The sequence below is a fragment of the Yoonia sp. SS1-5 genome, assembly GCF_038443705.2.
GTDB classification, from domain to species: domain Bacteria; phylum Pseudomonadota; class Alphaproteobacteria; order Rhodobacterales; family Rhodobacteraceae; genus Yoonia; species Yoonia rhodophyticola.
In genome coordinates this window covers 4,023,262-4,046,003 of the sequence record NZ_CP151767.2, presented here as the reverse complement: position 1 = coordinate 4,046,003, position 22,742 = coordinate 4,023,262, and the positions used below count along the sequence as shown (strand labels likewise).

Annotated in this window: 28 protein-coding genes and 1 tRNA gene; 13 read left to right on the top strand and 16 right to left on the bottom strand. The window is 59.3% G+C overall.

What is annotated here, in order from left to right; all coding sequences use genetic code 11:
• Window positions 1–3: 3 nt before the first annotated feature.
• Window positions 4–519, bottom strand: coding sequence for a cell division/cell wall cluster transcriptional repressor MraZ (locus AABB31_RS21545; RefSeq protein ID WP_342076212.1), 516 nt, complete (start codon window positions 517–519; stop codon window positions 4–6).
• A 669-nt stretch (window positions 520–1,188) separates the two neighbouring features.
• Here AABB31_RS21545 and AABB31_RS21540 point away from each other — a divergent pair.
• Complete coding sequence (locus tag AABB31_RS21540; protein WP_342076213.1) at window positions 1,189–1,476, top strand: SH3 domain-containing protein; 288 nt, start codon at window positions 1,189–1,191, stop codon at window positions 1,474–1,476.
• Between the two features lie 26 nt (window positions 1,477–1,502).
• Here the strand turns inward: AABB31_RS21540 and AABB31_RS21535 are convergent, their stop codons facing one another.
• Window positions 1,503–1,991: an N-acetyltransferase gene (locus AABB31_RS21535; RefSeq protein ID WP_342076214.1), complete on the bottom strand. Its 489-nt coding sequence runs from the start codon at window positions 1,989–1,991 to the stop codon at window positions 1,503–1,505.
• Window positions 1,988–3,061, bottom strand: coding sequence for an Mrp/NBP35 family ATP-binding protein (locus tag AABB31_RS21530; protein ID WP_342076215.1), 1,074 nt, complete (start codon window positions 3,059–3,061; stop codon window positions 1,988–1,990). The genes AABB31_RS21535 and AABB31_RS21530 overlap by 4 nt, the downstream gene beginning before the upstream one ends.
• A 248-nt stretch (window positions 3,062–3,309) precedes the next feature.
• Between AABB31_RS21530 and AABB31_RS21525 the strand changes: the two genes are divergently transcribed.
• A complete protein-coding gene (locus AABB31_RS21525; protein WP_342076216.1) occupies window positions 3,310–3,525 on the top strand; it encodes a DUF1127 domain-containing protein in 216 nt (71 codons plus the stop codon).
• 592 nt (window positions 3,526–4,117) lie between these two features.
• Here the strand turns inward: AABB31_RS21525 and AABB31_RS21520 are convergent.
• Window positions 4,118–4,201, bottom strand: a tRNA-Tyr gene (locus AABB31_RS21520).
• Between the two features lie 233 nt (window positions 4,202–4,434).
• Between AABB31_RS21520 and rlmB the strand changes: the two genes are divergently transcribed.
• From rlmB to AABB31_RS21500, 4 genes are all read left to right on the top strand, one after another.
• A complete protein-coding gene (gene rlmB / locus AABB31_RS21515; RefSeq protein WP_342076217.1) occupies window positions 4,435–5,214 on the top strand; it encodes a 23S rRNA (guanosine(2251)-2'-O)-methyltransferase RlmB in 780 nt (259 codons plus the stop codon).
• Between the two features lie 13 nt (window positions 5,215–5,227).
• Window positions 5,228–5,539 (top strand): hypothetical protein, encoded by a 312-nt coding sequence (locus AABB31_RS21510; protein WP_342076218.1) that lies wholly within the window; start codon window positions 5,228–5,230, stop codon window positions 5,537–5,539.
• A gap of 108 nt (window positions 5,540–5,647) precedes the next feature.
• Window positions 5,648–6,097, top strand: a complete 450-nt coding sequence (locus AABB31_RS21505; RefSeq protein WP_342076219.1) for a YHS domain-containing (seleno)protein — start codon at window positions 5,648–5,650, stop codon at window positions 6,095–6,097.
• A 169-nt stretch (window positions 6,098–6,266) separates the two neighbouring features.
• Complete coding sequence (locus AABB31_RS21500) at window positions 6,267–6,734, top strand: CoA-binding protein (RefSeq protein WP_342076220.1); 468 nt, start codon at window positions 6,267–6,269, stop codon at window positions 6,732–6,734.
• Between the two features lie 10 nt (window positions 6,735–6,744).
• Here the strand turns inward: AABB31_RS21500 and AABB31_RS21495 are convergent, their stop codons facing one another.
• Together AABB31_RS21495 and hisF are read right to left on the bottom strand one after the other, a co-directional pair.
• Entirely contained in the window at window positions 6,745–7,050 is a 306-nt protein-coding gene (locus tag AABB31_RS21495) for a phosphoribosyl-ATP diphosphatase (protein ID WP_342076221.1), read from the bottom strand.
• A complete protein-coding gene (gene hisF / locus AABB31_RS21490; RefSeq protein ID WP_342076222.1) occupies window positions 7,047–7,805 on the bottom strand; it encodes an imidazole glycerol phosphate synthase subunit HisF in 759 nt (252 codons plus the stop codon). The genes AABB31_RS21495 and hisF overlap by 4 nt, the downstream gene beginning before the upstream one ends.
• Window positions 7,806–7,905: 100 nt before the next feature.
• Here hisF and AABB31_RS21485 point away from each other — a divergent pair, with 100 nt between their 5' ends.
• Entirely contained in the window at window positions 7,906–8,352 is a 447-nt protein-coding gene (locus tag AABB31_RS21485; RefSeq protein ID WP_342076223.1) for a DUF302 domain-containing protein, read from the top strand.
• A gap of 2 nt (window positions 8,353–8,354) precedes the next feature.
• On the opposite strand, the gene AABB31_RS21480 is transcribed toward AABB31_RS21485, so the two are convergent.
• Genes AABB31_RS21480 through hisA form a run of 3 tightly spaced genes read right to left on the bottom strand, consistent with a single transcriptional unit; the run spans window position 8,355 to window position 9,802 of the window.
• Window positions 8,355–8,612 carry a hypothetical protein gene (locus AABB31_RS21480; protein WP_342076224.1) on the bottom strand — a complete coding sequence of 86 codons (258 nt, stop codon included), beginning with the start codon at window positions 8,610–8,612 and terminating at the stop codon, window positions 8,355–8,357.
• Window positions 8,612–9,076 (bottom strand): DUF2867 domain-containing protein, encoded by a 465-nt coding sequence (locus AABB31_RS21475; RefSeq protein ID WP_342076225.1) that lies wholly within the window; start codon window positions 9,074–9,076, stop codon window positions 8,612–8,614. Before AABB31_RS21475 ends, AABB31_RS21480 begins: the two co-directional genes overlap by 1 nt.
• A gap of 6 nt (window positions 9,077–9,082) precedes the next feature.
• Entirely contained in the window at window positions 9,083–9,802 is a 720-nt protein-coding gene (gene hisA, locus AABB31_RS21470; RefSeq protein WP_342076226.1) for a 1-(5-phosphoribosyl)-5-[(5-phosphoribosylamino)methylideneamino]imidazole-4-carboxamide isomerase, read from the bottom strand.
• A 142-nt stretch (window positions 9,803–9,944) separates the two neighbouring features.
• Here hisA and AABB31_RS21465 point away from each other — a divergent pair, with 142 nt between their 5' ends.
• Window positions 9,945–10,334, top strand: a complete 390-nt coding sequence (locus AABB31_RS21465; protein ID WP_342076227.1) for a DUF2147 domain-containing protein — start codon at window positions 9,945–9,947, stop codon at window positions 10,332–10,334.
• A gap of 52 nt (window positions 10,335–10,386) precedes the next feature.
• Here the strand turns inward: AABB31_RS21465 and AABB31_RS21460 are convergent, their stop codons facing one another.
• Genes AABB31_RS21460 through hisB form a run of 3 tightly spaced genes read right to left on the bottom strand, consistent with a single transcriptional unit; the run spans window position 10,387 to window position 12,120 of the window.
• A complete protein-coding gene (locus AABB31_RS21460; protein WP_342076228.1) occupies window positions 10,387–10,857 on the bottom strand; it encodes a lytic transglycosylase domain-containing protein in 471 nt (156 codons plus the stop codon).
• Window positions 10,858–10,897: 40 nt separating this feature from the next.
• Window positions 10,898–11,536 carry an imidazole glycerol phosphate synthase subunit HisH gene (hisH, locus tag AABB31_RS21455; protein WP_373635309.1) on the bottom strand — a complete coding sequence of 213 codons (639 nt, stop codon included), beginning with the start codon at window positions 11,534–11,536 and terminating at the stop codon, window positions 10,898–10,900.
• Complete coding sequence (hisB, locus tag AABB31_RS21450) at window positions 11,533–12,120, bottom strand: imidazoleglycerol-phosphate dehydratase HisB (protein WP_373635308.1); 588 nt, start codon at window positions 12,118–12,120, stop codon at window positions 11,533–11,535. Before hisB ends, hisH begins: the two co-directional genes overlap by 4 nt.
• Window positions 12,121–12,271: 151 nt before the next feature.
• Here hisB and AABB31_RS21445 point away from each other — a divergent pair, with 151 nt between their 5' ends.
• Window positions 12,272–13,165, top strand: a complete 894-nt coding sequence (locus AABB31_RS21445; RefSeq protein WP_342076230.1) for a hypothetical protein — start codon at window positions 12,272–12,274, stop codon at window positions 13,163–13,165.
• Window positions 13,166–13,240: 75 nt separating this feature from the next.
• On the opposite strand, the gene AABB31_RS21440 is transcribed toward AABB31_RS21445, so the two are convergent.
• Window positions 13,241–14,314 carry a sensor histidine kinase gene (locus AABB31_RS21440; RefSeq protein WP_373635307.1) on the bottom strand — a complete coding sequence of 358 codons (1,074 nt, stop codon included), beginning with the start codon at window positions 14,312–14,314 and terminating at the stop codon, window positions 13,241–13,243.
• A gap of 74 nt (window positions 14,315–14,388) precedes the next feature.
• Between AABB31_RS21440 and AABB31_RS21435 the strand changes: the two genes are divergently transcribed.
• On the top strand, window positions 14,389–15,372 hold the full coding sequence (locus AABB31_RS21435) for a hypothetical protein (RefSeq protein WP_342076233.1): 984 nt from the start codon (window positions 14,389–14,391) through the stop codon (window positions 15,370–15,372).
• A 10-nt stretch (window positions 15,373–15,382) separates the two neighbouring features.
• Here the strand turns inward: AABB31_RS21435 and AABB31_RS21430 are convergent, their stop codons facing one another.
• Entirely contained in the window at window positions 15,383–16,300 is a 918-nt protein-coding gene (locus tag AABB31_RS21430) for an endonuclease/exonuclease/phosphatase family protein (protein WP_373635306.1), read from the bottom strand.
• A 39-nt stretch (window positions 16,301–16,339) separates the two neighbouring features.
• Complete coding sequence (locus AABB31_RS21425) at window positions 16,340–16,753, bottom strand: VOC family protein (protein WP_342076236.1); 414 nt, start codon at window positions 16,751–16,753, stop codon at window positions 16,340–16,342.
• Between the two features lie 89 nt (window positions 16,754–16,842).
• Between AABB31_RS21425 and AABB31_RS21420 the strand changes: the two genes are divergently transcribed.
• On the top strand, window positions 16,843–18,135 hold the full coding sequence (locus AABB31_RS21420) for an O-acetylhomoserine aminocarboxypropyltransferase/cysteine synthase family protein (RefSeq protein WP_342076237.1): 1,293 nt from the start codon (window positions 16,843–16,845) through the stop codon (window positions 18,133–18,135).
• 121 nt (window positions 18,136–18,256) lie between these two features.
• Window positions 18,257–20,992: a hypothetical protein gene (locus AABB31_RS21415; protein ID WP_342076238.1), complete on the top strand. Its 2,736-nt coding sequence runs from the start codon at window positions 18,257–18,259 to the stop codon at window positions 20,990–20,992.
• Here the strand turns inward: AABB31_RS21415 and hppD are convergent.
• Complete coding sequence (gene hppD, locus AABB31_RS21410; RefSeq protein ID WP_342076239.1) at window positions 20,989–22,083, bottom strand: 4-hydroxyphenylpyruvate dioxygenase; 1,095 nt, start codon at window positions 22,081–22,083, stop codon at window positions 20,989–20,991. The genes AABB31_RS21415 and hppD overlap by 4 nt on opposite strands.
• A 129-nt stretch (window positions 22,084–22,212) precedes the next feature.
• Here hppD and AABB31_RS21405 point away from each other — a divergent pair, with 129 nt between their 5' ends.
• On the top strand, window positions 22,213–22,671 hold the full coding sequence (locus AABB31_RS21405) for an Lrp/AsnC family transcriptional regulator (protein ID WP_342078919.1): 459 nt from the start codon (window positions 22,213–22,215) through the stop codon (window positions 22,669–22,671).
• Window positions 22,672–22,742 lie beyond the last annotated feature (71 nt).

The window sequence follows — 22,742 nt, the reverse complement described above, 5'->3', positions numbered from 1 at the left end:
AGCCTACTCGTCCAGCAGGCTAAGCAGTTCGAATTCCGCGTCCTGCTCGTCCAGCCAATCATCCAGCCCGTCGGCAACCTCTTCGGTAAAGACGTCTGCCTTCCAGATTTCAAAGTGATCACCAACACCGCTGAATGTCAGCTCGCCATCGGTGATACCCAGCTTTTGGCGCTGCTTAAGCGGCATGACAGTGCGCCCGTCCTTATCAACATCCAGCTTGATCGACTGCCCGATAATCAGACGCGACAATTTCTTGCGGTTCACGGACCCACGGGGCATCGCGTTAATACTGTCAACCAACGCGTTGAATTCGCTGACGGTGTACCCGTGAAGCTGGTCTTTGAGGTGGTTGCCATAAAGCAGGTAAAGGCGAGGCGACAAACCGGGGGTCCATTCGGGGTCACCGGCTTCAAGCACACGACGAAAATCGGCAGGGATCGACATGCGTCCCTTACCGTCCACCTTCAAGGTGTGTTCGCCTGTAAAACTCAGAACCACTGTCCCTCGGTCCTCACTCATTCACCCCGGGCTTTAGATGTGAAAACGGCGGATTGATCTGCTGCCACTGATCAATCCGCCGTCTCCGCCCCTTGCGGGGAAAGTCCGATCGCGCGTGCCACCTGGGGGGATGTCTGCTCGCTCACGCGCCGGATCTGGTTGGGTAATGACGAAGCCTGTATGAAACCTGCTTTTGCCGGTTGGGGTTCTTAAGATGCCCCGTTTGAAGTCGTTCCGTCGTTACCGTGGGACTGTTGTGCCACCAGTCGGATCACCAATCAACAACTATTTGGGAATTCATGGTACTACATGGTGTTTTTGGGACTGCTGAAAAACAACATATAGGGTCCAACACCGCAAAATTGTAGCAATTGTAGTGGTTCACTGGTCTATAAACACAACATATAGGAAAATTGGCCCCGCAAGATTGGCCTTCCATAAATTCCCATTTTCGTCGATACCTTCGTCATTGCGATCATAAAATGGGCTCATCCGCTCAGGTTTGACCCGTAGAGAGAGCGTGAATCACGTAATAATGATTCGGGATCGTACTTAATTCCATAAATTCCCATACGCATTCTGACTGTGGGTGGCGGCGGTACTGCCGAACAGCGGGGCACTAGGGTCAGGACCCTAGGCATTCGCCCCGCGCCGGTCTATGTTCGGCAAAACCAAAAAAATGAGCAGACCATGCGCCGCAATACATTTCCGACACTTCTTGCCTTCTTACTGATCGCCGGATGTAGCACTCTGGGTACGGATCGCACCGTCGTCACAGGCACTGGACCTGATGAACTGCTCAAACTGCGGTCAGGCCCCGGGCTGGGCTTTGGCATTATCATGGGTCTGCCGGATGGCACCGTGTTGAACCGCCGCACCTGCGTCACAGAAGTCGGTCAGTTATGGTGTCAGGTGTCCCTGGCAGATGCGCCACAGGTCACCGGCTACGTCTCTGCCGACTATCTTGCAGAACAATAGCGGCAGGGTCGCCATAACCGGCATCGTCAGCCATCCAGCCGCTTATACATGACAAATGCATCAACCATACCCGCTTGCGGGTGGTTGAACGCCGCTGGAATGGTCCCGACAGTATCAAACCCAAGCCTGTGCCACAGACGCACCGCACCTGCATTGCTCGCCAATACAAAATTGAACTGCATCGCCTGATAGCCGAGGGCGGCCGCCTGCTGCTGGCTTGTGATACACATCTGCGCCGCCAACCCCTGCCCGCGCGCGGCCTCGGCCACGATATATCCGCAATTGCAGATATGCGCCCCGCCGCCCGGTTGGTTGGTTCTGATATAATATGTGCCGGCAATTCCATCCGGCCCCTCGGCGACATAGGTGGCCGCCGGTTGGGTCATCCAATAGTCAAAGGCGGCCTCGCGACTGATCTGCGGGTCAACGGCATAGGTGTCGCCAGCCCTGAACGTCGCGCGCAGCAGCGGCCAGAGCGCGTCAAAATCTGCATCAGTGGCAAGACGGATAGTCACGCCATCCCGCCGTCGATAAACCGCCGGGCCAATTGCCGGTAGGCGTCGGCCATTGGGCCATCACCGGCAGCAACAGGCGTACCGCTGTCGCCCGCAAGACGGGTATCAAGGTCAATCGGCAGTGCCCCAAGGAAAGGTGCGCCGATCTTTTCCGCCTCGGCGGCCACGCCGCCATGGCCAAAGATATGCGCTTCCGTCCCGCAGGTCGGGCAGACAAAGGTCGACATATTCTCGATCAGGCCCAATACGGGCGTGCGCAGGTTGTTGAACATGTCAATCGCTTTGCGCGCATCAATCAAGGCCACATCCTGCGGCGTGCTGACGACAATGGCGCCTGTCAGGTCGGTTTTCTGACACAGGGTCAGTTGCACATCCCCCGTCCCCGGCGGCAGATCAACGATCAGCACATCCAGCTCACCCCATTGGACCTGGCCCAGCATCTGCTGCAACGCCCCCATCAACATCGGGCCACGCCAGACGACGGCCTTGCCCTCTTCCATCATCAGCCCGATGGACATCATCGTCACCCCATGGGCTTGCAACGGAATGATCGTTTTACCGTCGGGCGAGCCGGGGCGCTTGTTCACCCCCATCATCCGCGGCTGCGACGGCCCGTAGATATCAGCATCCAGCAACCCGACGCGGCGGCCCTCTTTGGCCAAAGCAACTGCCAGGTTTGAGGAAACGGTCGATTTCCCGACCCCGCCTTTACCGGATCCGATGGCCAGGATTCTGTCAACACCTGTCGGTTTGGACGGGCCCGCCTGTGGTGTCGGATGGCGCCCGACTTTCAGCGATGGCGGCGCCTGCGGCTTTGCGGCTGGCCCATGTGCGGTCAAGATGACCGAGACGCTGCCCACACCATCAAGCCCGCGGATCAATTGCTCGGCCGCTGATCGCACCCCTTCCATCTTGGCGGCCGTGTCTGGATCGGGCGCTTCGATGACAAACCGCACATCGCCCCCGTCAACGGCCAGCGCGCGGATCATGTCGGCTGATACCAGATCCGTCCCACCCGGCAGTGTGAGTCGGGACAAGGCGTCCAATATTTCATCGCGCGAAATGGACATGGTGCAGGCTCCGGTTTTCAAAAGGTCTGATTTTCAGGCAGTTTTGGGCGGGTTTTGGGCAAACCGCAAGGGCATGCGGCGCTGTGCCCGCAATTGCGACAAAATCATAACGAAAGGTCAGCACCGCTTATGCATTTTCTGCATAGCAGCATTGACGTAAACGTTATTGTGCAACCGCAGCATCCACCTACATATTGGTCACAAGCGGTGGGGAAACACCGATACACGAGTAGACGAAAGATAAAACGATGGCATTCATCACAGACACACGCAACGCCAGCCTAAGCCTTGGCGACCGTTTTGCAAACTTCCGGGCCAATCTGGCCGAGGCCACTGCAAAGCGCAAAATCTACAAAACCACGCTGACCGAGCTGTCGGCGTTGTCCAGCCGCGATCTGGCTGATCTGGGCCTGCACCGGTCGCAGATCAAGACGGTCGCATACGAAGCCGCATACGGCAACTAATTCAACGGATCGGATCTGCCCCTCCTCCCAGAATGGCAGACCTGAAAAGACCCCGACGCTCTCTCCTCCTCCCTGAGCAAGGGGTCGCCAATAAGGTGGCGACATCCACCTCCTCCCGGATGTCGCCACTTTCACAAAAGGTTTCGGGACCACCCACCTCCTCCCGGGTGGAACCGATGATACCGCGACCGGCGCTCACCTCCTCCCGAGCAATGGTTGCGAGGAAGCGCCCCGCTCTTCTCCTCCCGAGACGCAGGCGGGCGCTGATCAATAAGAACGGTCATGTCCACCTCCTCCCGGGCATGGCCGTTTTTTATTTGAAACGCAGGGTTTTCCGGCCGCGGACAGCAACAGACATCGGCGCCGGCCTTGGGGGGCTTCCAAACAGACCTGTGGCGTCCGATCAACCTGGCTTTGTAGAGAGTGATCGAAGACCTATGCGCTGATTGATCAAGTGCGTCGCACTGAGCGGCCAATTTTGCTTGATCTTCTTCACACTCATTTTGCCTGAATTGCAGAATTTTCCATCCAATTCAGACATGCTTGATCGGGGTGCTGTGCAGCACAGGGAAAATCAACGCTATGGAGAGAATGGTGGGCGACCCTGGAATCGAACCAGGCGTGCGTCTCCGCGAGGGAGTTACAGTCCCCTGCCACACCTTGCGGCCTGTCGCCCACTGGCGGGCTGATTACCCGCCGCTCTGCTGAGCGTCAACCTCAAAACACCCCACATTTTGCAGCATCGCCGTTTTATCAATATGACGGGCTATCCGCCGTGCGCCGATACCGCGCATTGCGGCGCAAGACAGGCTGGCGGGTCTGGTGCAGACACCCGCTTTGCGATATCGCCGGACCGGTCGCGGCGGGTGTCGCAGACGCATTGCGCATCTTCGCCGAAAGGAAACCTTGATGAAAAAACCAAAATGGGTGATCGCCAAGGAACAGGGCAAACGGGCTGCAGCCAATGAGACGGTGTGGCTCTTTGGTCTGCATGCGGTGCGCGACGCCTTATCCAACCCCAACCGGGTCAAGTTGCGGCTTGTCGTGACCCGCAACGCGCTTGAGCGACTGGGGGATGTCGTGGACACCGCCGGGATCACCCCTGAAATCTCTGATCCACGCAAATTTGCGGCACCGCTTGATCCGCAATCGGTTCATCAGGGTGCCGCACTTGAGGTGAAACCGCTGCAATGGGGCAGTCTTGAAGACCTCGCTCTGGGCGACGGGCCGAACCCGCCACGCCTTGTGCTGCTGGATCGGGTCACGGACCCGCATAATGTGGGTGCAATCCTGCGCTCTGCCGAGGTGTTTGGCGCGCGGGCCGTGATTGCGGTGCAGCGGCATTCTGCCCCCGAGACAGGCGCGCTGGCCAAGACGGCCAGCGGTGCATTGGAACGCCAGCCCTATCTGCGGGTGCGCAATCTGGCAGATGCAATTGAGGCCTTGAAATCCATGGGCTATCTGGTTCTGGGGCTTGACGGAACGGCCGATCAGACCATCGCCGAGGCAACCGGCGACAAGCGGGATCATGCCATCGCATTGGTGTTGGGCGCCGAAGGGCCAGGCTTGCGCGAAAAGACAAAGGACACCTGCAGCGCGCTGGTGCGGATTGACGCAGCAGCTGCTTTTGGATCGCTGAACGTTTCAAATGCGGCCGCGGTGGCCCTATATGCAGTCAAGGCCGACTAAAAAGGGGCACGATATGGCTGCTACGAAAATTGCGACCTGCTGCTATTGCGGCACCAGGGCTGCGCTGGTTCTACGCGGGAAAGAGCGCCACGAACTGACCTGCAGTAACTGCGGTGCGCCGCTTCATGCCCTGAAAATGTTACCGATTGCCCCGCATGGCGCCCCTGCGGCTGACCATGCAAAACGGACAAAGGCACACCGTCCGCCTGCCCGGCACTATCCTGCACAATCTTACCGAAAGCCGCAAAAGCGCAAGAAAAGCAAAAGCTTCCGGCGTAAAGTTTTTGAAGAATTATGGGATGTGATCGAGGACGTGTTCGACTGAAACGCATGTCACAGTCTCTCACGACTTGGCGAGGCGGGTCGTTTGCGCGGCCAGATCGGCATATTTTGCTGGCATGGACACGCAAACCCGACCCGGAGCCCCGCGACAATGATGACGCGCCGCCACATGCTGGCATTGATCGCCAGCACCCCATTGATGACCCGTCCGGCCTATGCCGGCCCATCACGCGTGTATTCCAAAAACGGGTTTGCCATTCACGGTATTGATCCGGTGGCCTATTTCGCACGGGGCGCGGCTGTACCCGGGTCAATGGCGCATCGGCTGGTCTGGCATGGGGCAACCTGGCTTTTTGTCGACCGGTCCCACAGACTGACCTTCGAGATGAACCCCAAGGCTTTCGCCCCCCAATATGGCGGTTATTGCGCCATGGGCATGGCAAGGGGAGAGGTGATCCCATCGGATCCCGAGGCATGGATGCTGCATGACGGCAAGCTGTTCCTGAACCATTCCGCCCAGGCCCTGTCGGCCTGGTCGACGGATGTCGAGGCCAATATGTCCCTTGCCAATGATCACTGGCCCCGCTTGCAGACCGGTTGAGATAACGACCGATCACAAAAATCTGAGCCGTACTTTTGCTGCCTGTCAGATTGCTTACCTCAGTAAGTGGAAGTGCCGTTTTGGAACAGCGGCCTTCACGCTACTGTCCCTCGTTCCGTAACTTACGCCCGGTTTTCGCCGGGCGTCTTTTTGTTTATGCAGAGGATCAATGCAGTATTCAGATGATTTTCTCCGCAATATCCTGAAACGAACCCGCACGATTGCGGTTGTTGGCGTGTCCGCCAAGCAGGTGCGCCCCAGTTTCTATGTCGCCCGCTATCTGGGGCTCAAGGGCTATCGCGTCATACCGGTCAATCCGGGGCTGGCTGGCCAGACATTGCTGGGCGAGACGGTCTATCCTGATCTGGCAAGTATCCCTGACGCGGTCGACATGGTTGATATCTTTCGCAGGTCCGAGGCGGTGCCCCAAATCGTGACCGAGGCACTGGATCGCTGGCCCGACCTGCAAACGATCTGGATGCAGATTGGCGTCAGCCATGCACAAGCCGCGCAAGCCGCACAGGATCGCGGCGTCGATGTGGTGCAGGATCGCTGCCCGAAAATCGAGTATCAGCGGTTGTTCGGCGAATTACGGATGGGCGGCTTTGCCACAGGGGTGATTTCGTCCAGGCTATAGGGACAGAACGCTAGCGGCTGGCTTTTTCGGCGATGCCGGACATGCCTTGCCGTCGGGCCAGTTCCGCCATGACATCATCAAGTGGTACATCCAGCGACGCCAGCATGACCAGCAAGTGGTAAAGCACATCCGCCGCTTCGGCAGTCAGGCCCGCCTGGTCCCCTTTGACCGCCTCGACAATCGCCTCTATCGCTTCTTCGCCGAACTTCTCGGCGCATTTTTCCGGCCCCTTGGACAGCAGCTTGGCTGTCCAGCTGCTACCCGGGTCGGCATCCTTGCGCGAGGCGATGACAGCGGCGAGTTCTTCGAGCGTCATAGCCGCACCGGTATGCCTGCGGCATCCATATGGGCCTTGGCCTGCCCGATCGTGTAGGTCCCAAAGTGAAAGATCGAGGCCGCCAGCACAGCCGATGCCCCGCCTTCCGTCACCCCTTCGACCAGATGATCCAGCGTGCCAACCCCGCCCGAGGCAATCACCGGCACATTGACCGCATCCGAAATCGCCCGGGTCAGCGGCAGATTGAACCCCGCCTTGGTGCCATCGCGATCCATCGACGTCAGCAGGATCTCCCCCGCCCCTTTTTCAACGACCGTCCTGGCAAATGCGACCGCATCTATGCCCGTCGCGCGCCGTCCGCCATGGGTGAAGATTTCCCACTTTCCGGGCGATACCGTCTTGGCGTCAATCGCCACAACGATACATTGCGACCCAAACCGCATCGCGGCCTCGGCCACGACATCAGGATTGGCCACGGCGGCAGAGTTGAAGCTGACCTTGTCCGCCCCCGCAAGCAGCAGATCGCGCACATCCTCATGGGTACGCACGCCCCCGCCAATCGTCAGCGGCATGAAACACTGTTCTGCGGTGCGGGTGGCCAGATCGAACATCGTACCGCGATTTTCCTGCGTGGCCATGATATCGAGAAAACACAGCTCGTCCGCGCCCGCCGCATTATAGGCAATCGCCGCATCAACCGGGTCGCCCGCATCCACGAGGTCCACAAAATTCACGCCTTTGACAACGCGCCCCTCGGCGACATCAAGGCAGGGGATGATCCGGGTCTTCAACATGCCGTGATCCTTAGGCGGAAAGCGGCGAAATGGGAAGGGCGGCGCTGGCATCAGCGGCGAAATTCAGGCTTAAGTTGCGCACTGGTATTGGAGGCAACACATGAAACACCTTATCGCAACCGCCCTTATCGGGCTTTCGACAACAGCAGCTTGGGCCGAAAATATGATCAAAGCATCCCCACTTTCCGTCAGCGAAACCATTGATGGGCTTGAGGCCGCCGTCACCGGCGCAGGCGCCACCGTTTTTGCCCGTGTGGATCATGCCAAGGGCGCTGAAAGCGTCGGCAAATCCATTCCCGATGCAACATTGCTGATCTTCGGCAACCCCGCCTTGGGTACTTTGGCAATGGAAGATGACCTGCGCGCGGGTCTCGTTCTGCCACTGCGCGTGCTGGCTTATCAGGATGCGGACGGCAACACGCAGATGACATGGACCCCGGCAGAAGACCTGTTTGCCGGTCTCGACATCGCCGCTGATGCGGAAGTCGTCAAAAAGGTGAACGGCGCGCTAAATGCGCTGACCGACAAGGCGATGAGCGCGAACTGACCCTATCGTCGTCTGCGTCCTGCCAACGCGGCCGCAGACGACATGCCCAGCCAAATGAATCCGATGATCAGAAACGGTATGATCGTGAAGATGCCCAGCGCAGCCAGCGGCATGGCATAGCCGAATATGCGCGGACAGGTGAAACCCTGGTAAGGGTCCATCTGGCACGTCAGCACCTGCTCTGCCCCCAAGGTCAGCAGCAGCACAAGACTTGGCACTCCAAGCAGCACCCAAAAGGCGACGCGAGCAATCATACGCATCAGGTCTGCGAGGCCGCCGCCACCCGCACCAGTGCATTGCGCGCGATTGCGATATGAAACGGCATGATCGCAGCTAGGTAAAGCCGCCCACCCAGGTGATGCGGGGCAACCCATGTCGCCAGACTGATCTGCCCCTGATGCGAAAGCACCGACACAAGAAAATTCAGATGCTTGTCATCAAAACCGGCAAGGATTTCTGTCTCGGTCTCGCTTTGTACCGGAAACGGGCCAAGCTTGTCGGCGGTCTGCGGGCCGTCATTGTCCAACCCGAACGGCGCTGTCACAATGCGTCTGATCCCCAACAGCGCCTGCGCCCATCCCGGAAAGCTGGTCACAATCTCGGCGGCCCGGCGCGGGGGCAGGTCCGACGCCACGCTGTAGCAGTCCAGAAAATCCCCTGCCTTGCGTTGCTGATGCAAGGCGCTGACCGCTGGTAAGTCGATCTTTCGGACATCTGCTGGCATGGGTGACTATCCTTTCAGGGTCTCCAGGGCGGCCGCCAAATCAATCGCCCCATCGTAAAGCGCCCGGCCGGAGATCGCGCCCGAAATGACGCCTGTCGCCTGCAACGCGGTCAAATCAGCCATGGATGACACCCCGCCCGAGGCGATCACCGGGATGTCGACGGCGCGGGCCAGATCAGCGGTTGCATCGACATTCGGCCCCTTCATGGCCCCATCGCGCAGAATATCCGTATAGATGATCGCGGCGATCCCCGCATCTTCAAAGGATCGGGCAAGGTCGGTCACCATGATGTCGGTCTCCTCTGCCCAGCCGCGTGTTGCAACCCGGCCATTGCGGGCGTCCAGACCCACGGCCACCTGCCCCGGAAAGGCTTTGGCTGCCGCACGCACCAGATCGGGGTCTTCGACGGCAACCGTACCAAGAATGACCCGTGCCAGTCCCTTATCCAGCCAGCGTTCAATCGTGGCCATATCACGAATGCCGCCCCCCAGTTGCGCAGGCACCGGACAGGCGGCAAGGATCGCCTCGACCGGGGCGGCGTTCACCGGCTCGCCCGCAAAAGCGCCGTTCAGATCCACCAGATGCAGCCATTCACACCCCGCCGCCACAAAGGCCTTGGCCTGTGCTGCCGGATCATCGTTGAAAACGGTCGTCTGATCCATATCCCCATGCACCAGCCGCACGGCGTTTCCGTCTTTAAGGTCAATGGCAGGGTAGAGGATCATTCGGGCGGTTCCTTTTGTCTGGATGTGCGCGTTTATGCATGCAGCAGACCGGAATGCAATGAACCGCGGCGACCCAACGTCAGACTTGATTGGCTGCGACAGGGTGGCGCATGCTAAGCCTAATTCTCAGGGAGGAAGACAGATGAAGAAGATCCTTATGACGGCCGCCGCAGCGCTTTGCATGGCCGGGACGGCAATGGCAGATCCGCTGGAAGGCATCTGGCAGACGGCCAAGGACGACAATGGCAATTTCGGGTTCATTCAGGTGGCGCCTTGTGGGGCCGCGCTGTGTGGGACGTTGATCAAGTCGTTTGACAGCAATGCCAATGAAATCTCGTCGAACTTCACCGGTCGCAACATCATCTCCGAGACTGTCGCAAATGGCGGCGGCGCCTATAGCGGGAAGGTCTATTCGCCTGATCGTGACAAGACATATTCATCCAAGCTGCAGCTAAACGGCGATCAGCTATCGGTATCGGGCTGTGTTTTGGGCATCTGCCGCAACGGCGGCACATGGGTCCGCGTGCAATAGCGCATTCTGCCTGGTTCCGGGGCATCCCCGGGACCAGCACCCCAATCGCGCCTTAACCGGGACGCAAGCCTGTTTCCACAAGAAGCCCCCGGCGCTTGGCCTCGAAATAGTACCCGCGGGCGTACCAGCTGACAGCTGTCGCCTCATCCCCGTCAGACAGCAGCCACGCCCCGCGCAGATACTTGCCCGCGTATTTCAGGTTGGTTTCCGCGTCCAGCAAACCTTCGGGGCTACCCCGATAGCCCATCGTGCGGGCGGTTTCGGGCAAAATTTGCATCAATCCCCAATAGGGCCCATTGCGCGCTGCCGGATTATGCGTGCTTTCGCGAATGATCACCCGATGCAACAGCGTCACGGGGATCTCGTGGATGGCGGCATATTTATTGATCAACCGGCGCAATTGGGGTGTTTCGTTCGGATATAGCGGGATGTCCCGGCGCGCAGCCCGTGTGGGCGAAGGTCGACCGCCACAAGCCGCCAATGCCGCCACGGCGCCCAACACAAAAAGACGTTTCGAAATCATGCTTTTACCTCAACGGCTTTCACGACGGACTTAATCCAAATTACGGGGTCCATTTCAGAAAATTGCCAATCATCTGCAGCCCTGCCATCTGGCTTTTTTCGGGGTGGAATTGGGTGCCGATAATCGTATCCCGCCCAACGATGGCGGTGATGTCGCCCGCATAATCCACATGCGCCAAACGATGAGCCGGATCGGTGACGTCCATCGCATAGGAATGTACGAAATAAGCGTGATCGCCGGTCTCGATATCCGCCAGAACCGGATGCGGGTGATCCAAAATCAGGTCATTCCAGCCCATATGCGGCACCTTCAGCGTCTCATCCGTCGGGCTGATCCGCCGGATATCTCCGCTGATCCAGCCAAATCCGGGCGTCGGGGCGTATTCATGTCCGGTCGTCGCCAGCATCTGCATCCCGACGCAAATTCCAAAAAAGGGCCTGCCCTTTTCCATGACCGCCGCGATGATCGCCTCTGCCAGACCGGTGCGTGCAAAAAGCCCGGCCCGGCAATGCGGGAAGGCCCCATCACCGGGCAGGACAATTCTGTCCGCCTTGGCCACAACATCAGGATCAGACGTCACCACAATCGGACCGGCGCCAACCTCGCCGGCCATCCGCTCAAACGCCTTATGGGCAGAGTGCAGGTTGCCGCTGTCATAGTCGATCAATGCGGTTGTCATAAACGACCCTTGGTCGAGGGGACCGCATCAGCCTTGCGCGGATCGGTTTCGACAGCCTCGCGCAGCGCGCGGGCCACGGCCTTGAACGCGGCTTCGGCAATGTGATGTGCGTTGAACCCGTGCAGCTTGTCGATATGGAGGGTGATCCCGCCATGGGTGCTGAGCGCCTGAAAGAACTCGCGCACCAGTTCGGTGTCAAATGTGCCGATCTTGCCAAAGGGCAGGTCCAGATTGCAGATCAGATAGGGCCGCGCGGACAGGTCAAGCGCGCAGCGCACCTGCGCGTCATCCATCGGCAGATGACAGCTGCCATAACGCCGAATGCCACGCTTGTCGCCCAGCGCCTCGGTCAGGGCCTGCCCCAACGCAATGCCCACATCCTCGACCGTGTGGTGATCGTCAATATGCAGATCGCCCGTCGCCCGGACGGTCATGTCAATCAGCGCATGGCGCGACAACTGATCAAGCATGTGATCAAAGAACCCAACACCAGTCTGGTTGTCATAAACACCCGCCCCATCCAGATTGATGGTCACGGAAATATCCGTCTCGGCCGTTTTACGTGTAATTGTTGCGGTCCGCATTCTGCGCATACCTCCCGGTCACTTTGGCCGATCTATAGGGGGATCAGACAGAAGCGCCAAGCCTCCTGCGTGATTGCAGTGCATTTTCAGCAAAATTTAAGGGTCCGTCCGTAGGATTCGGAAAGATGCCGCCACATAGAGGGAGAATCCGATGAAGGCTCTGATCCTGCGCGATGACGCCGAAGACACCGCAGCCGCTGCCAAGGGACTGATGGACAAGGGGTTCCAGGTCGTCTGCGTCGAAAGCCGCCGATTGGCGCATGAAATGATCAGGGTCGAAACCGTTGATCTGATGGTGGCGGATGAACGCATTGACGGGCGGTTGACACATGCGTTGCTGTTGTCGGCAGAACGCCGCAACCCCTATATCAGCACCATTATGCTGACCGACAGGCCCGGACGCGAGGCCGATGAATTATATGACCTTATTCCAAGCCTTTATGCCCAACTCAGCACTGACGTGACGCCAAAATTGCTGTGCTGTCTGGCGATGTCGTCGATTGAAAACTACGACGAGATTGCCGCCCGCATCGCGCGCCAGGAATTGGAGGATGCAGGTGATGCCGCAACAGCGCAGATCTTTTGGGACAATACCGCTGATCACCCGGCACCCGCGATTTACGGGCCGGTCATGCCCGCAGACAGCATGCCGGACGATGCGCCTGCCGATGATGAAGCCCCGCTTGTCGCCGCTATTGAACCGGTTGTCACACCTGGTGCGGATACGGGTGACGGGTTCCTTGACGATCTGGTTGATACGCTGATTTTCCGGCCGGCCGTTGCGCGCGTGGCATCTGATATCGCCGCGGAAACACCCCCGGTTGCGACATTCATCGGCCCCTCGTTCCCCGATGATGCATCAGGACCAGCACCGCGTTTTGTCGCGCCCGAGATGGATGATGCATATGCGGCGGCAGTGGACGCCCTTTTGGGCAAAATACCGGCGCCGGCCGAGACAACGGCGATTGGGCCGGTCCCGAGCCACGCAGCAACCCGGATGGCTGGCCGAAAAACAGCCGAACCCTTGCGACGCAGCGTTCCTTAGACCGGGTCGTGGGCCGGTGGGCAAACGGGCGCCGACGCGGTTGCGCTACCGAAAAAGGCCGCGCGCCGACCGCATCTATCCGGGAAGGTCCACAAAATCCTCAGGCAGGTCCGGAAGCGGATCATCGGGCGCCATTTCCACCGGCACGGCGGCACCCCCCGCCACTAACAGTGCATAGTGGAAACCGGTTGGTGTGAATGCGTGAACCGCGCGACCACCCATCTGCAGGGGCAGCAACTGGGTCAGGATTTGCATCCCGAACCCGGTGGTTTTCGGGGCCAGCTGCCTGGACAACCCGCTTTCCTTCCAGATGAAATTGTAACTGCCGTCGCTGGGATGATCCCAGCTGACATCCACCCGACCATCGGGAACAGACAACGCGCCATAAGTCTTTGCATTCGTGAACAATTCATTGATCGCCATCGCAACGGTTTGCGCATGGCGGACAGATAACCGCCAGCTTGGGCCACGCGCAAATATCTGATCACGCACCTCCGGGTCTGCGTCAATCTGCTGATCGAGTATCTGGCGCATCGTCATGCCGTCCCAGTTCTCGCCTGATAAGAAGGCATGCGTACGCCCCAGCGCATCAATACGCTCGTCAAAGGCGGTCAGAAAAACCTCGAGATCCTCCGAGGTCTGCACCGTGCGACGCGCAATAATCCGCACAAGTGTCAGCAGGTTGCCAATACGATGCTGCAACTCGTCCACGACACCATCGCGCCGGCGCAGCGCCAGCACCCGGGCGGTGACATCATCAAAGCGCATCATCACCATCGGCCCATGCGCCGCAACTTGCGGCAAAGGGATCATTCGGATCGACCACCAACGATCGTCCTGTTCGCCAGCAATCGTCTGGCGCATATCCTCTACGACCGTGGCACTGCCACCAATTGCGGCCTCAAATGCTGTTTTCAGACGGTCCCGATCCTGCGCATCCGAAAAAAAGGCGGCGATGGCGGTCATCGTCAACGCCCCTGCCGGCCAGTCATTCAGCGCGTCAAAACCATCATTGTGGATGTGAACATGTCCATCCGAGCCGACGATGGCACACGGCTCTGGCGTAAGGCGAAGCGCTGCCCGAAAGTCATCATCGTCACCAGCCATCAGAAACCATTCTATATGAGACACATCCATATGCGCGGACATGCCGATTGCAGCGCGGTTGTCACAAGCGCCCGCCAAGGATAGATCAACATAACGCAGGAAAGGACAAACGCAAAATGGCCCAGCCCTTCAATATCATGATTGTGGGCCAATCCGGGCGGCTCGCCTATGAGGCGTTGTTATTTACCGCATCATTGCGCCAAAACGCGCCGCTTTTTGACGGCACACTTTTTGTTGCAGAACCCCAGCCCGGCCCCCTATGGGACCGCGATCCGCGCATGCCGGAAAATATCAAGGGCGCGTTGGCGGCACTTGGGGCAAAGATTGCCCCATTTGATTCCCGTGTCTTCGGGCAATCCTATCCGCAAGGCAACAAGATCGAGGGCCTGCAAATCCTGCCGCCGGGTGAGCCATTTGTCTTTTTTGATACCGATACGCTGATCACCGGTGATATCAGCACCCTGCCCTTTGATTTCGACCGGCCCACCGCCTCGATGAACCGTCAGGGGACCTGGCCGGTCGAGGAACTCTACTGGCCCGGCTACACGGCGATCTGGAAGTCCCTTTATGACCGGTTTGGTCTGGATTTCGAAACCTCGCTGGACCTGTCGCAACCCGACGAATACTGGGAACGCTACCTCTATTTCAATGCAGGTTGGTTCATCGGTGCTGACCCTGCGGTGTTTTGCGAACGCTTCACTCACTATGCCCAGACAGTGCGCGACGACCCGCCCGAAGAGCTGGTGATCCAGCCGCTTGATCCCTGGCTGGACCAGATTGTTCTGCCACTTGTGATCCACAGTCTGGGCGGCGGCCGACCCGGGCCGGAACTGGACGGTCTGGATGGCGCATTCAGCTGCCACTACCGTGTGCTACCGCTCTTTTATGCGCGTGAAACTGACGCCAATATCGCCGCACTCGAGGCTGTGGCCACCCCCAACAAGGTCAAGAAATGGCTGAAACGGTATGATCCGTTCAAACGGATGATTTATCATGGCCGCGGCCACAAGGTGCGCGCCCTTTTTGATCAGAATAACCTGCCCCGGCGCGAACAGGCCCTGCGCAACAAGATCAAGGCCGCGGGCTTCTGGATGCGCTAGGGTCAGGAACCTAGGGTTCGGTCAAAACAAAATCGGCGACAACCGGGTAGTGATCGGTTGGCCACTCACCCGCAAATCTCTCGCGCAGGACATGCGGACCGCCGACACGGGTCACCTGCCCCGCATGGGCAATGTGGTCGATGGCGCCAAACAGGTTCAGCCCCCGGTTAAAGTGGTAGGTCGATCCTTTGACCGGCGCGAATGTCAGCCCTGCCGTTTCCAGCATACGCACTGATCTGTCGCCCAGCCGCGCATTGAGATCGCCAATCACAAAGAGGTTTTCGCCCGCATCCATCCATGGCCTGATCCGGTCAGTGACCAATGCGATGGACTGCAATCTGTTCGACCGGCTTGCGTAATCGGTGTGGATATTCAGCACGCGAAACTGTTGATCAGTCTTCAGGTCCCGAAACTGCGCCCAAGAGGCGAATGCCGGGAAAGACCCGTTGAAGGTGCGCGAATAGATGACGTCAGGCGTCTTAGAAAAAAAGAACCACCCCTGATCAATCAGCCGCAGCCGTGCGGGCCGGTACAGGATGGGCTGGGTCGATGGGAATACCGCCGGATCGCCAACTGCGGCGGCCGCGTGGTCGGGATTATTGGCCAACAACCAGTCCAGCGTCAGGTTTGTGACCGGCGCGTTGCCGAACGCAAAGCTTTCCATTTCCTGAAACCCGACAATATCCGCATCCAGCGCCTTGAACGCCTGATCCAAAGGTACCTTGCGCCGTTCCCAATCGCCCACGGACCAGGCCCCGGTCTGTCGGCTGACGATGATGTAATGGACGTTATAGGTGCCGACCCGCAGCGTTTGCGCAGACCGGTCCGGCAAGTCACCGCCCCCCGAATTGCGGATCGTCTGGCACCCAACCACGGCCAGAAGCACACCAAAAACAAGCCCCAGAAGACGCAATACCTTGATGATCATCACTTTCTCCTGCTTGCCCGGCCCGCGTCACGTTGTTTGTCAATTCGCAAAGACGCCGCTTTGGTCGGCAAACCCTTTCACCTCGATCGGGTTCCCCGACGGATCGCGGAAGAACATTGTCCATTGCTCGCCCGGCTCACCCTTGAACCGCACAGAGGGGGCAATGATGAAATCGGTCTGATACTCTTCCAACCGCCCGGCCAGCGCGGTCCAGTCATCCAGCGGCAGGACCACCCCGAAATGCGGCATCGGCACCATGTGATCGCCGACCTGTCCGGTCGGCGCATTGGCAAAGGGTTCACCCAGATGCAGGCTAAGTTGATGCCCGAAGAAATCGAAATCCACCCAGGTATCCGTTGACCGGCCTTCCTTGGCCCCCAGAGGACCGGAATAGAATTCTCGGGCGGCATCCAAATCCGAAACATGAAACGCCAGATGGAAAGGGACAGGCATGGAAAGTTCCTCTTTTTTGGGCGGGCCGTTGAGCGCCTCTCATTTTCCGCCTACACCTTGCGCAATAAGAATTCAAAGGGAGAGAAAACATGGCCGATGAACCCACATATGGTTTTGACACGCTGCAAATCCACGCGGGCGCCCGCCCGGACCCCGCAACAGGGGCCCGTCAGGTGCCGATTTACCAGACAACTGCTTATGTCTTTCGCGATGCCGATCATGCGGCGGCGCTGTTTAACCTTCAGGAAGTTGGCTATATTTATTCGCGCCTGACCAACCCGACAGTTGCCGCATTGGGCGAAAGGATCGCCACGCTGGAAGGCGGCGTTGGTGGTGTATGCTGCTCGTCCGGGCATGCCGCGCAGATCATGGCGCTGTTTCCGCTGATGGCCCCGGGCCGCAACATTGTCGTGTCGACCCGCCTTTATGGCGGCACGGTGACGCAGTTCAGCCAGACCATCAAACGCTTTGGCTGGTCTGCCAAATTTGTTGATTTTGACGATCACAAGGCGGTCAAGGACGCTATCGACGACGATACGCGCGCCGTCTTTTGCGAGGCCGTCGCCAATCCCGGTGGCCATATCACCGATCTTGATGCGATCTCGGCCGTGGCAGATGATGCTGGCATTCCCCTGATCGTCGATAACACCACGGCCACCCCCTATCTGTGCCGCCCGATCGAACACGGGGCGACCCTAGTGGTGCATTCCACCACCAAATACCTGACGGGCAATGGCACGGTCACCGGCGGTTGCGTTGTCGATAGCGGCAAATTCGACTGGCAGGCCAATGACAAATTCCCCTCGCTCAGCGCGCCCGAGCCCGCCTATCACGGTCTGAAATTCGCCGAGACCTTTGGCCCGCTGGCCTTTACGTTCCACGGCATTGCAATCGGCCTGCGTGATCTGGGCATGACAATGAACCCGCAAGCCGCCCATTACACCTTGATGGGGATCGAGACCCTCAGCCTGCGGATGGACCGCCATGTCGAGAATGCGATGAAGCTTGCCACATGGCTCGAGAAAGACGACCGGGTTGATTATGTCACCTATGCTGGTCTGCCCTCGTCACCCTATAACAAGCTGGTCCCCAAGATTTGCCCAAAGGGTGCTGGCGCATTGTTCACCGTTGCGGTGAAAGGCGGCTATGATGCCTGCGTCAAGCTTGTCGACAGCCTTGAGATTTTCAGCCACGTGGCCAATCTGGGCGACACGCGCAGCCTGATCATTCACTCTGCCAGCACCACGCACCGGCAGTTGACCACTGAACAGCAAGAGGCCGCAGGCGCCGGTCCGAACATCGTGCGCCTGTCGATTGGGATCGAAGATGCTGACGATCTGATCGCTGATCTGGATCAGGCCCTGGCCAAGGCCTCGGCCTGACCAAAAGGACCGGTCCTGCGGGGCCGGTCCCGCCCTTGGCGTCGGCAGCTTTGTGCTGTAGTGTTAACCGACGTTAAGCAAAATGCTTTTTGCCAGTACCAACAGGTGTTAGACGCACGAAATGACGACGAATTTCGCACTGACGCTCTCGTTTGACGGGATCGAATTGCTGCACCGCGTGACGGGCGGTTGGCAATTGGTTGGAAAAGCTGACGTCGAAGACCCCGATCTGGACAATGTTCTGGCCGATTTGCGCAGCAAGGCGATGGCACTTGAACCCGGCGGGATGATCACGAAACTCATCATCCCGCTCGACCAGATCAAGTATCTTGCCCTGGACACGACCCGAACGACAGAGGCTGACATCAACGCGGCCCTTGAAGGGGCGACCCCTTATGATCTGGCCGATCTGGTCATTGATTGCGATCGCCGGGGTGGCCGCACCCATATTGCCGCCGTTGCCCGCGAAACCCTTGACGAGGCAGAATCTTTTGCCCGCGCCCATCGTTTCAATCCCGTCTCATTTGTTGCGATCCCGGAACCGTTCACCTTTCAAAGCGAAGTGTTCTTTGGTCCGACCCGCATGATGCATGACGTTCTGGGCCCGCAGGGTCGGGTGGAACGTGATATTCTGCCGGTCATGAGCGTTGGCACCCGGATCAAATCCCGGCTTTTGATCTTTGATATTCCCGAAGACGAGCTGCCTCCGACGCCGGAAAACGACCTCGCCTGTCTGCTCAGCGAGGTCGCGACGGACCCGGTGGTCGAAAGCGCGCCCGCCAAACAACCAGATCCGATTGCCCCAAAGACGGCAGATGCGCCAGCACCGGATGAAACGCCCGCCGTAGCAGACGATACCGCCGTGACGCCCGTTGAAGACGCGCCCGCGCCGGACGCACCAAAGGCTGAAACGACAACGCCCGACAGCCCTGCACCTGCCGCGCCTAAAAAGCGCAAGGCGGCGAAAAAGCCGAAAAAGGGCAAGGCGACGAAGACAACTGCAGCGGCCAAGGATGCGGCCGCAGAGCCTGCTGCAAAAACGCCGCCCCGGAAACCGAAAGTCACGGAAACCGCCAGCGCCACAACGCTTTTGGCCCCTGATCCGATCATCGCGGAATATCATCCGCGACAGCCCGGGCAGGCCCAGCGACTGCGCCGCCGCGCGGTAGGCTCGCGCACACCGGTTGTTCCGGCACATATGAGTTCTGCGCCGGCGCTTGGGTCCGCGCAGTCCCTGATTGCGGAACCCACGGGCCGCAGTCAGCCACGTGTGGTGGATGCCCCACCCGCAAATGCAAATCGCAGATTGCTTGTCGGAACAGCTGCCGTCATAGGCATCGCCGCACTTGGCCTGCTTGCCTGGACGCAATATGGCGACGCGCCCGAACCCGCAGGCCCCACCGACGCGGCCGCGATACCCGCAACGGCAGACGTTGAAATGGTGGCTGCACCAACCGCCGGTGCAGGCCCGCAATTGCCCGTCTTTGATCAAGGGACTGTCCCCGCACCGACAGCCGTCGCCGCTGCCCCCGCGCAGGCCGTTGCACCGGGCCTTTACGAACCCGTTGATTTTGCGGCACTACCCGTCGCCAGCGCGCCGGACAGTGTTTTGCCGCCATTTGCCAACCCGCCCGCACAGGACGCTGAAACCGCCCCGGCTGCTACCGAAGGCGCGCCGGTTGTCGTCGGCCGGGTGCTAAGCCCCGATGAGGCGCAGCAGGTCTATGCGACCACCGGTGTGTGGCAACGCGCGCCCCGGCCCCTTGGCGCGCCGCGCACCACATCGCCCACGGTCGAAGGGGTGCCGGACCTGATCGCCGCCCCCGCCCGGATCGCCCAGCCAACGCTGCGACAGACACAGGAACTGGCACCTGACCTTAGTTTTCTGGCGCCCAGCAATCCGCCACCGCCAGATGCGACATTTACGCTTGATGCGGATGGTGCCATCGCCGCAACGCCCGAAGGGGCCGTGACGCCGGAAGGTGCCATTGTCTATGCGGGGTTGCCTGATCTGAATGTCCGGGCACGCCCGACCGTCACCGAAACCGATCTGGAGCGCCTGGCCGTTTTGGCGCCACCACCCGAGGGTGTCATCCTTGTCCAAGGCCCGCCTGCCGTGACGCCACCACTGCGGCCCGGCAATCTGGGCAGCGCGGCTGAGGATCTCACCGACGACGTGCTTGATGCAAGCCTCGACGCAACGCCTGGCGCGGTTTCACTTGATGGTTTGCAGCCTGAACCGGCCGAAGACGCGACTGACCTGCCACCGGCCGATCCCACATTGGCGACATTGCGCCCCCGGTTGCGGCCTGAGGGGCTGACCACGCCATCGGCCTTGCCAAGCAATCCCGATATCACCTCGATCATCGCCTCGATCGAGGAAGAAACCGCAGCAACAGACTTTGTTGATGCAACGGCCAGTGCGGTCACGCAGTCACGCCGCCCAAACACGCGGCCGCGCAATTTTGCCCAGGTCGTTGCAGCCGCACAGCCACGTCCCAGTGCGGCACCACAACAAGCCAGCACAGCGGCCGTCGTGGCAACGCCCGCCCCACCGCCTGTACAGCAACCTGCAGCAGCGGCACCCGTCGCCCCACGCGACTTTGCGCCCGTTCCGGGTGGCGTAGCACGGGCCGCAACACTCGAAGATGCGATCAGGCTGCGCGACATCAATCTGATTGGGGTCTATGGGCGGCCAAATGCGCGACGCGCGCTGGTGCGGCTTTCAAATGGGCGTTACGTGCGTGTGCAGGTCGGCAGCCAACTTGATGGGGGTCAGGTGACCGCCATCGGTGACGACGCGCTGAACTACGTCAAGCGCGGTCGCACCTATGCGATCCAGATCCCCTCGGGTTAACCTGCCTTCAGCACACCCCGTTCGATCTGATCAGCTTCGATACTTTCGAACAATGCCTTGAAGTTTCCTTCGCCAAATCCGTCATCGCCCTTACGTTGAATGAATTCAAAGAAGATCGGCCCAATCACGGTTTTCGAGAATATCTGCAGCAGGATGCGGGTCTCGCCCCCATCAACCACACCCTCGCCGTCGATCAGGATGCCGTGTTTCATCATCCGGTCCTTGGGCTCGTCATGGCCGACCACGCGGTCATAGCTGAGATCGTAATAGGCCTCGGGTGGCTTGGGCATGAACTTGATACCGCGTTCGGCGATCTCGTCGGTTGCGGCGTAAAGGTCATGCGCGCCGACGGCGATATGCTGAATACCTTCCCCATTGTAGCGACGCAGGTATTCCACGATCTGCCCGGTCTCGCCCCGGTCTTCGTTGATCGGAATACGGATCCGCCCACACGGTGATGTCAGCGCCCGCGACAAAAGCCCGGTGAACTTGCCCTCAATATCGAAGAAACGGATTTCCTTGAAATTGAACAGGTCCCCGTAGAATTTGAACCAGGTATCCATGTTCCCCTTGTGAACATTATGGGTCAGGTGGTCGAGATAATGAAAGCCGACGCCGCCGGGATGCGCCTTGGAGACCCAGTTGAACGCGGTGTTATACGGGTTCGCCTCGTAATACTGGTCGATGAAATAGATCAGGCTACCGCCGATGCCCTGAATGGCCGGGACATCCATCATCTTGCCATCCCCTTCATAGGGAACGGCCCCTTTGCTGACGGCATGGTCAAAAGCATGCTGGGCATCAACAACCCGCCATCCCATGGATGGCGCACATGGGCCATGCTGCGCGACAAATTCGCGGGCATGACTGCCCGATTCGTTATTGATCACATAGGTAATATCGCCCTGCTGCCAAAGCTGAATATCCTTGGTCTTGTGCGTCGCGGTATGCGTGTAGCCCATTTTGGTGAACAGGTCGCGCAGGGTTTCGGGCTCGGGATGGGCGAATTCGACAAATTCAAACCCGTCAGTGCCTGCCGGATTCTCATCGGTGATTGTCGCCTTTGGCGCGTCATGTGGAAAAGGTCCCATGGTGTCATCTCCTCTTGTTAGGGGGATCATAGCGCGTGATTTCCGGCGAAGTTGAGCAAACTTGTAGAAGTATCGGACAAAATATGCGAGTATTGCGCATTATTGAAGCCGAAAGCGCGCGATATCCGCATGGAACTCGACCCGATTGATTTGAAACTGTTGGCTGCCCTGCAGCGCGACTCAACCATCACTGCGCATGGTCTTGGCGAGGCATTGAACATGTCCCCATCCCAGGCTGGGCGCCGGCGGCAACGGCTGGAAACAGAAGGGATCATCGCCGGCTACCGCGCCTATCTGTCGCCGGAAAAGGTCGGGCTGCGTGTGCAGGCCTTTATCCAGATCGTGATGGCCACGCATACAGCGCAGAATGCACAAGATTTTGTGCGCATGACCCGCACGCGCCCGGATATCGTCGGCGCCTGGACCCTGACGGGCGAGGCGGACTACCTGTTGCGGGTCTATTGTGCAGATCTTGCCGCATTGAACCTGCTGGTCCAGCAGGTCCTGCTGCCGCATCCAGCGGTCAGCAGGGTTCAAAGCCAGATCGTGATGGAGCGGGTCAAACCCGACGCGCCATTGCCCGTTTGATCGGGCGGGAACGCGCCATCCTTTGTTTACAAAAGGCGGCTATTTGAAGCCGCAGGCGCGGTTTGCCACGT

Coding starts and splice junctions, on each gene's coding strand:
- AABB31_RS21475 (WP_342076225.1), bottom strand. CDS start 9,076: ATGCCAGCAGATGTCCGAAAGATCGACTTACCAGCGGTCAGCGCCTTG.
- hisF (WP_342076222.1), bottom strand. CDS start 7,805: ATGTTGAAGACCCGGATCATCCCCTGCCTTGATGTCGCCGAGGGGCGC.
- AABB31_RS21530 (WP_342076215.1), bottom strand. CDS start 3,061: ATGTCCATTTCGCGCGATGAAATATTGGACGCCTTGTCCCGACTCACA.
- AABB31_RS21545 (WP_342076212.1), bottom strand. CDS start 519: ATGAGTGAGGACCGAGGGACAGTGGTTCTGAGTTTTACAGGCGAACAC.
- AABB31_RS21430 (WP_373635306.1), bottom strand. CDS start 16,300: ATGATCATCAAGGTATTGCGTCTTCTGGGGCTTGTTTTTGGTGTGCTT.
- AABB31_RS21440 (WP_373635307.1), bottom strand. CDS start 14,314: ATGTCCGCGCATATGGATGTGTCTCATATAGAATGGTTTCTGATGGCT.
- AABB31_RS21485 (WP_342076223.1), top strand. CDS start 7,906: ATGAAACACCTTATCGCAACCGCCCTTATCGGGCTTTCGACAACAGCA.
- AABB31_RS21445 (WP_342076230.1), top strand. CDS start 12,272: ATGAAGGCTCTGATCCTGCGCGATGACGCCGAAGACACCGCAGCCGCT.
- hisA (WP_342076226.1), bottom strand. CDS start 9,802: ATGATCCTCTACCCTGCCATTGACCTTAAAGACGGAAACGCCGTGCGG.
- AABB31_RS21435 (WP_342076233.1), top strand. CDS start 14,389: ATGGCCCAGCCCTTCAATATCATGATTGTGGGCCAATCCGGGCGGCTC.
- rlmB (WP_342076217.1), top strand. CDS start 4,435: ATGAAAAAACCAAAATGGGTGATCGCCAAGGAACAGGGCAAACGGGCT.
- AABB31_RS21495 (WP_342076221.1), bottom strand. CDS start 7,050: ATGACGCTCGAAGAACTCGCCGCTGTCATCGCCTCGCGCAAGGATGCC.
- AABB31_RS21415 (WP_342076238.1), top strand. CDS start 18,257: ATGACGACGAATTTCGCACTGACGCTCTCGTTTGACGGGATCGAATTG.
- hisH (WP_373635309.1), bottom strand. CDS start 11,536: ATGACAACCGCATTGATCGACTATGACAGCGGCAACCTGCACTCTGCC.
- AABB31_RS21510 (WP_342076218.1), top strand. CDS start 5,228: ATGGCTGCTACGAAAATTGCGACCTGCTGCTATTGCGGCACCAGGGCT.
- AABB31_RS21480 (WP_342076224.1), bottom strand. CDS start 8,612: ATGCGTATGATTGCTCGCGTCGCCTTTTGGGTGCTGCTTGGAGTGCCA.
- AABB31_RS21460 (WP_342076228.1), bottom strand. CDS start 10,857: ATGATTTCGAAACGTCTTTTTGTGTTGGGCGCCGTGGCGGCATTGGCG.
- AABB31_RS21420 (WP_342076237.1), top strand. CDS start 16,843: ATGGCCGATGAACCCACATATGGTTTTGACACGCTGCAAATCCACGCG.
- AABB31_RS21540 (WP_342076213.1), top strand. CDS start 1,189: ATGCGCCGCAATACATTTCCGACACTTCTTGCCTTCTTACTGATCGCC.
- AABB31_RS21425 (WP_342076236.1), bottom strand. CDS start 16,753: ATGCCTGTCCCTTTCCATCTGGCGTTTCATGTTTCGGATTTGGATGCC.
- AABB31_RS21405 (WP_342078919.1), top strand. CDS start 22,213: ATGGAACTCGACCCGATTGATTTGAAACTGTTGGCTGCCCTGCAGCGC.
- AABB31_RS21505 (WP_342076219.1), top strand. CDS start 5,648: ATGATGACGCGCCGCCACATGCTGGCATTGATCGCCAGCACCCCATTG.
- hppD (WP_342076239.1), bottom strand. CDS start 22,083: ATGGGACCTTTTCCACATGACGCGCCAAAGGCGACAATCACCGATGAG.
- AABB31_RS21500 (WP_342076220.1), top strand. CDS start 6,267: ATGCAGTATTCAGATGATTTTCTCCGCAATATCCTGAAACGAACCCGC.
- AABB31_RS21465 (WP_342076227.1), top strand. CDS start 9,945: ATGAAGAAGATCCTTATGACGGCCGCCGCAGCGCTTTGCATGGCCGGG.
- AABB31_RS21525 (WP_342076216.1), top strand. CDS start 3,310: ATGGCATTCATCACAGACACACGCAACGCCAGCCTAAGCCTTGGCGAC.
- hisB (WP_373635308.1), bottom strand. CDS start 12,120: ATGCGGACCGCAACAATTACACGTAAAACGGCCGAGACGGATATTTCC.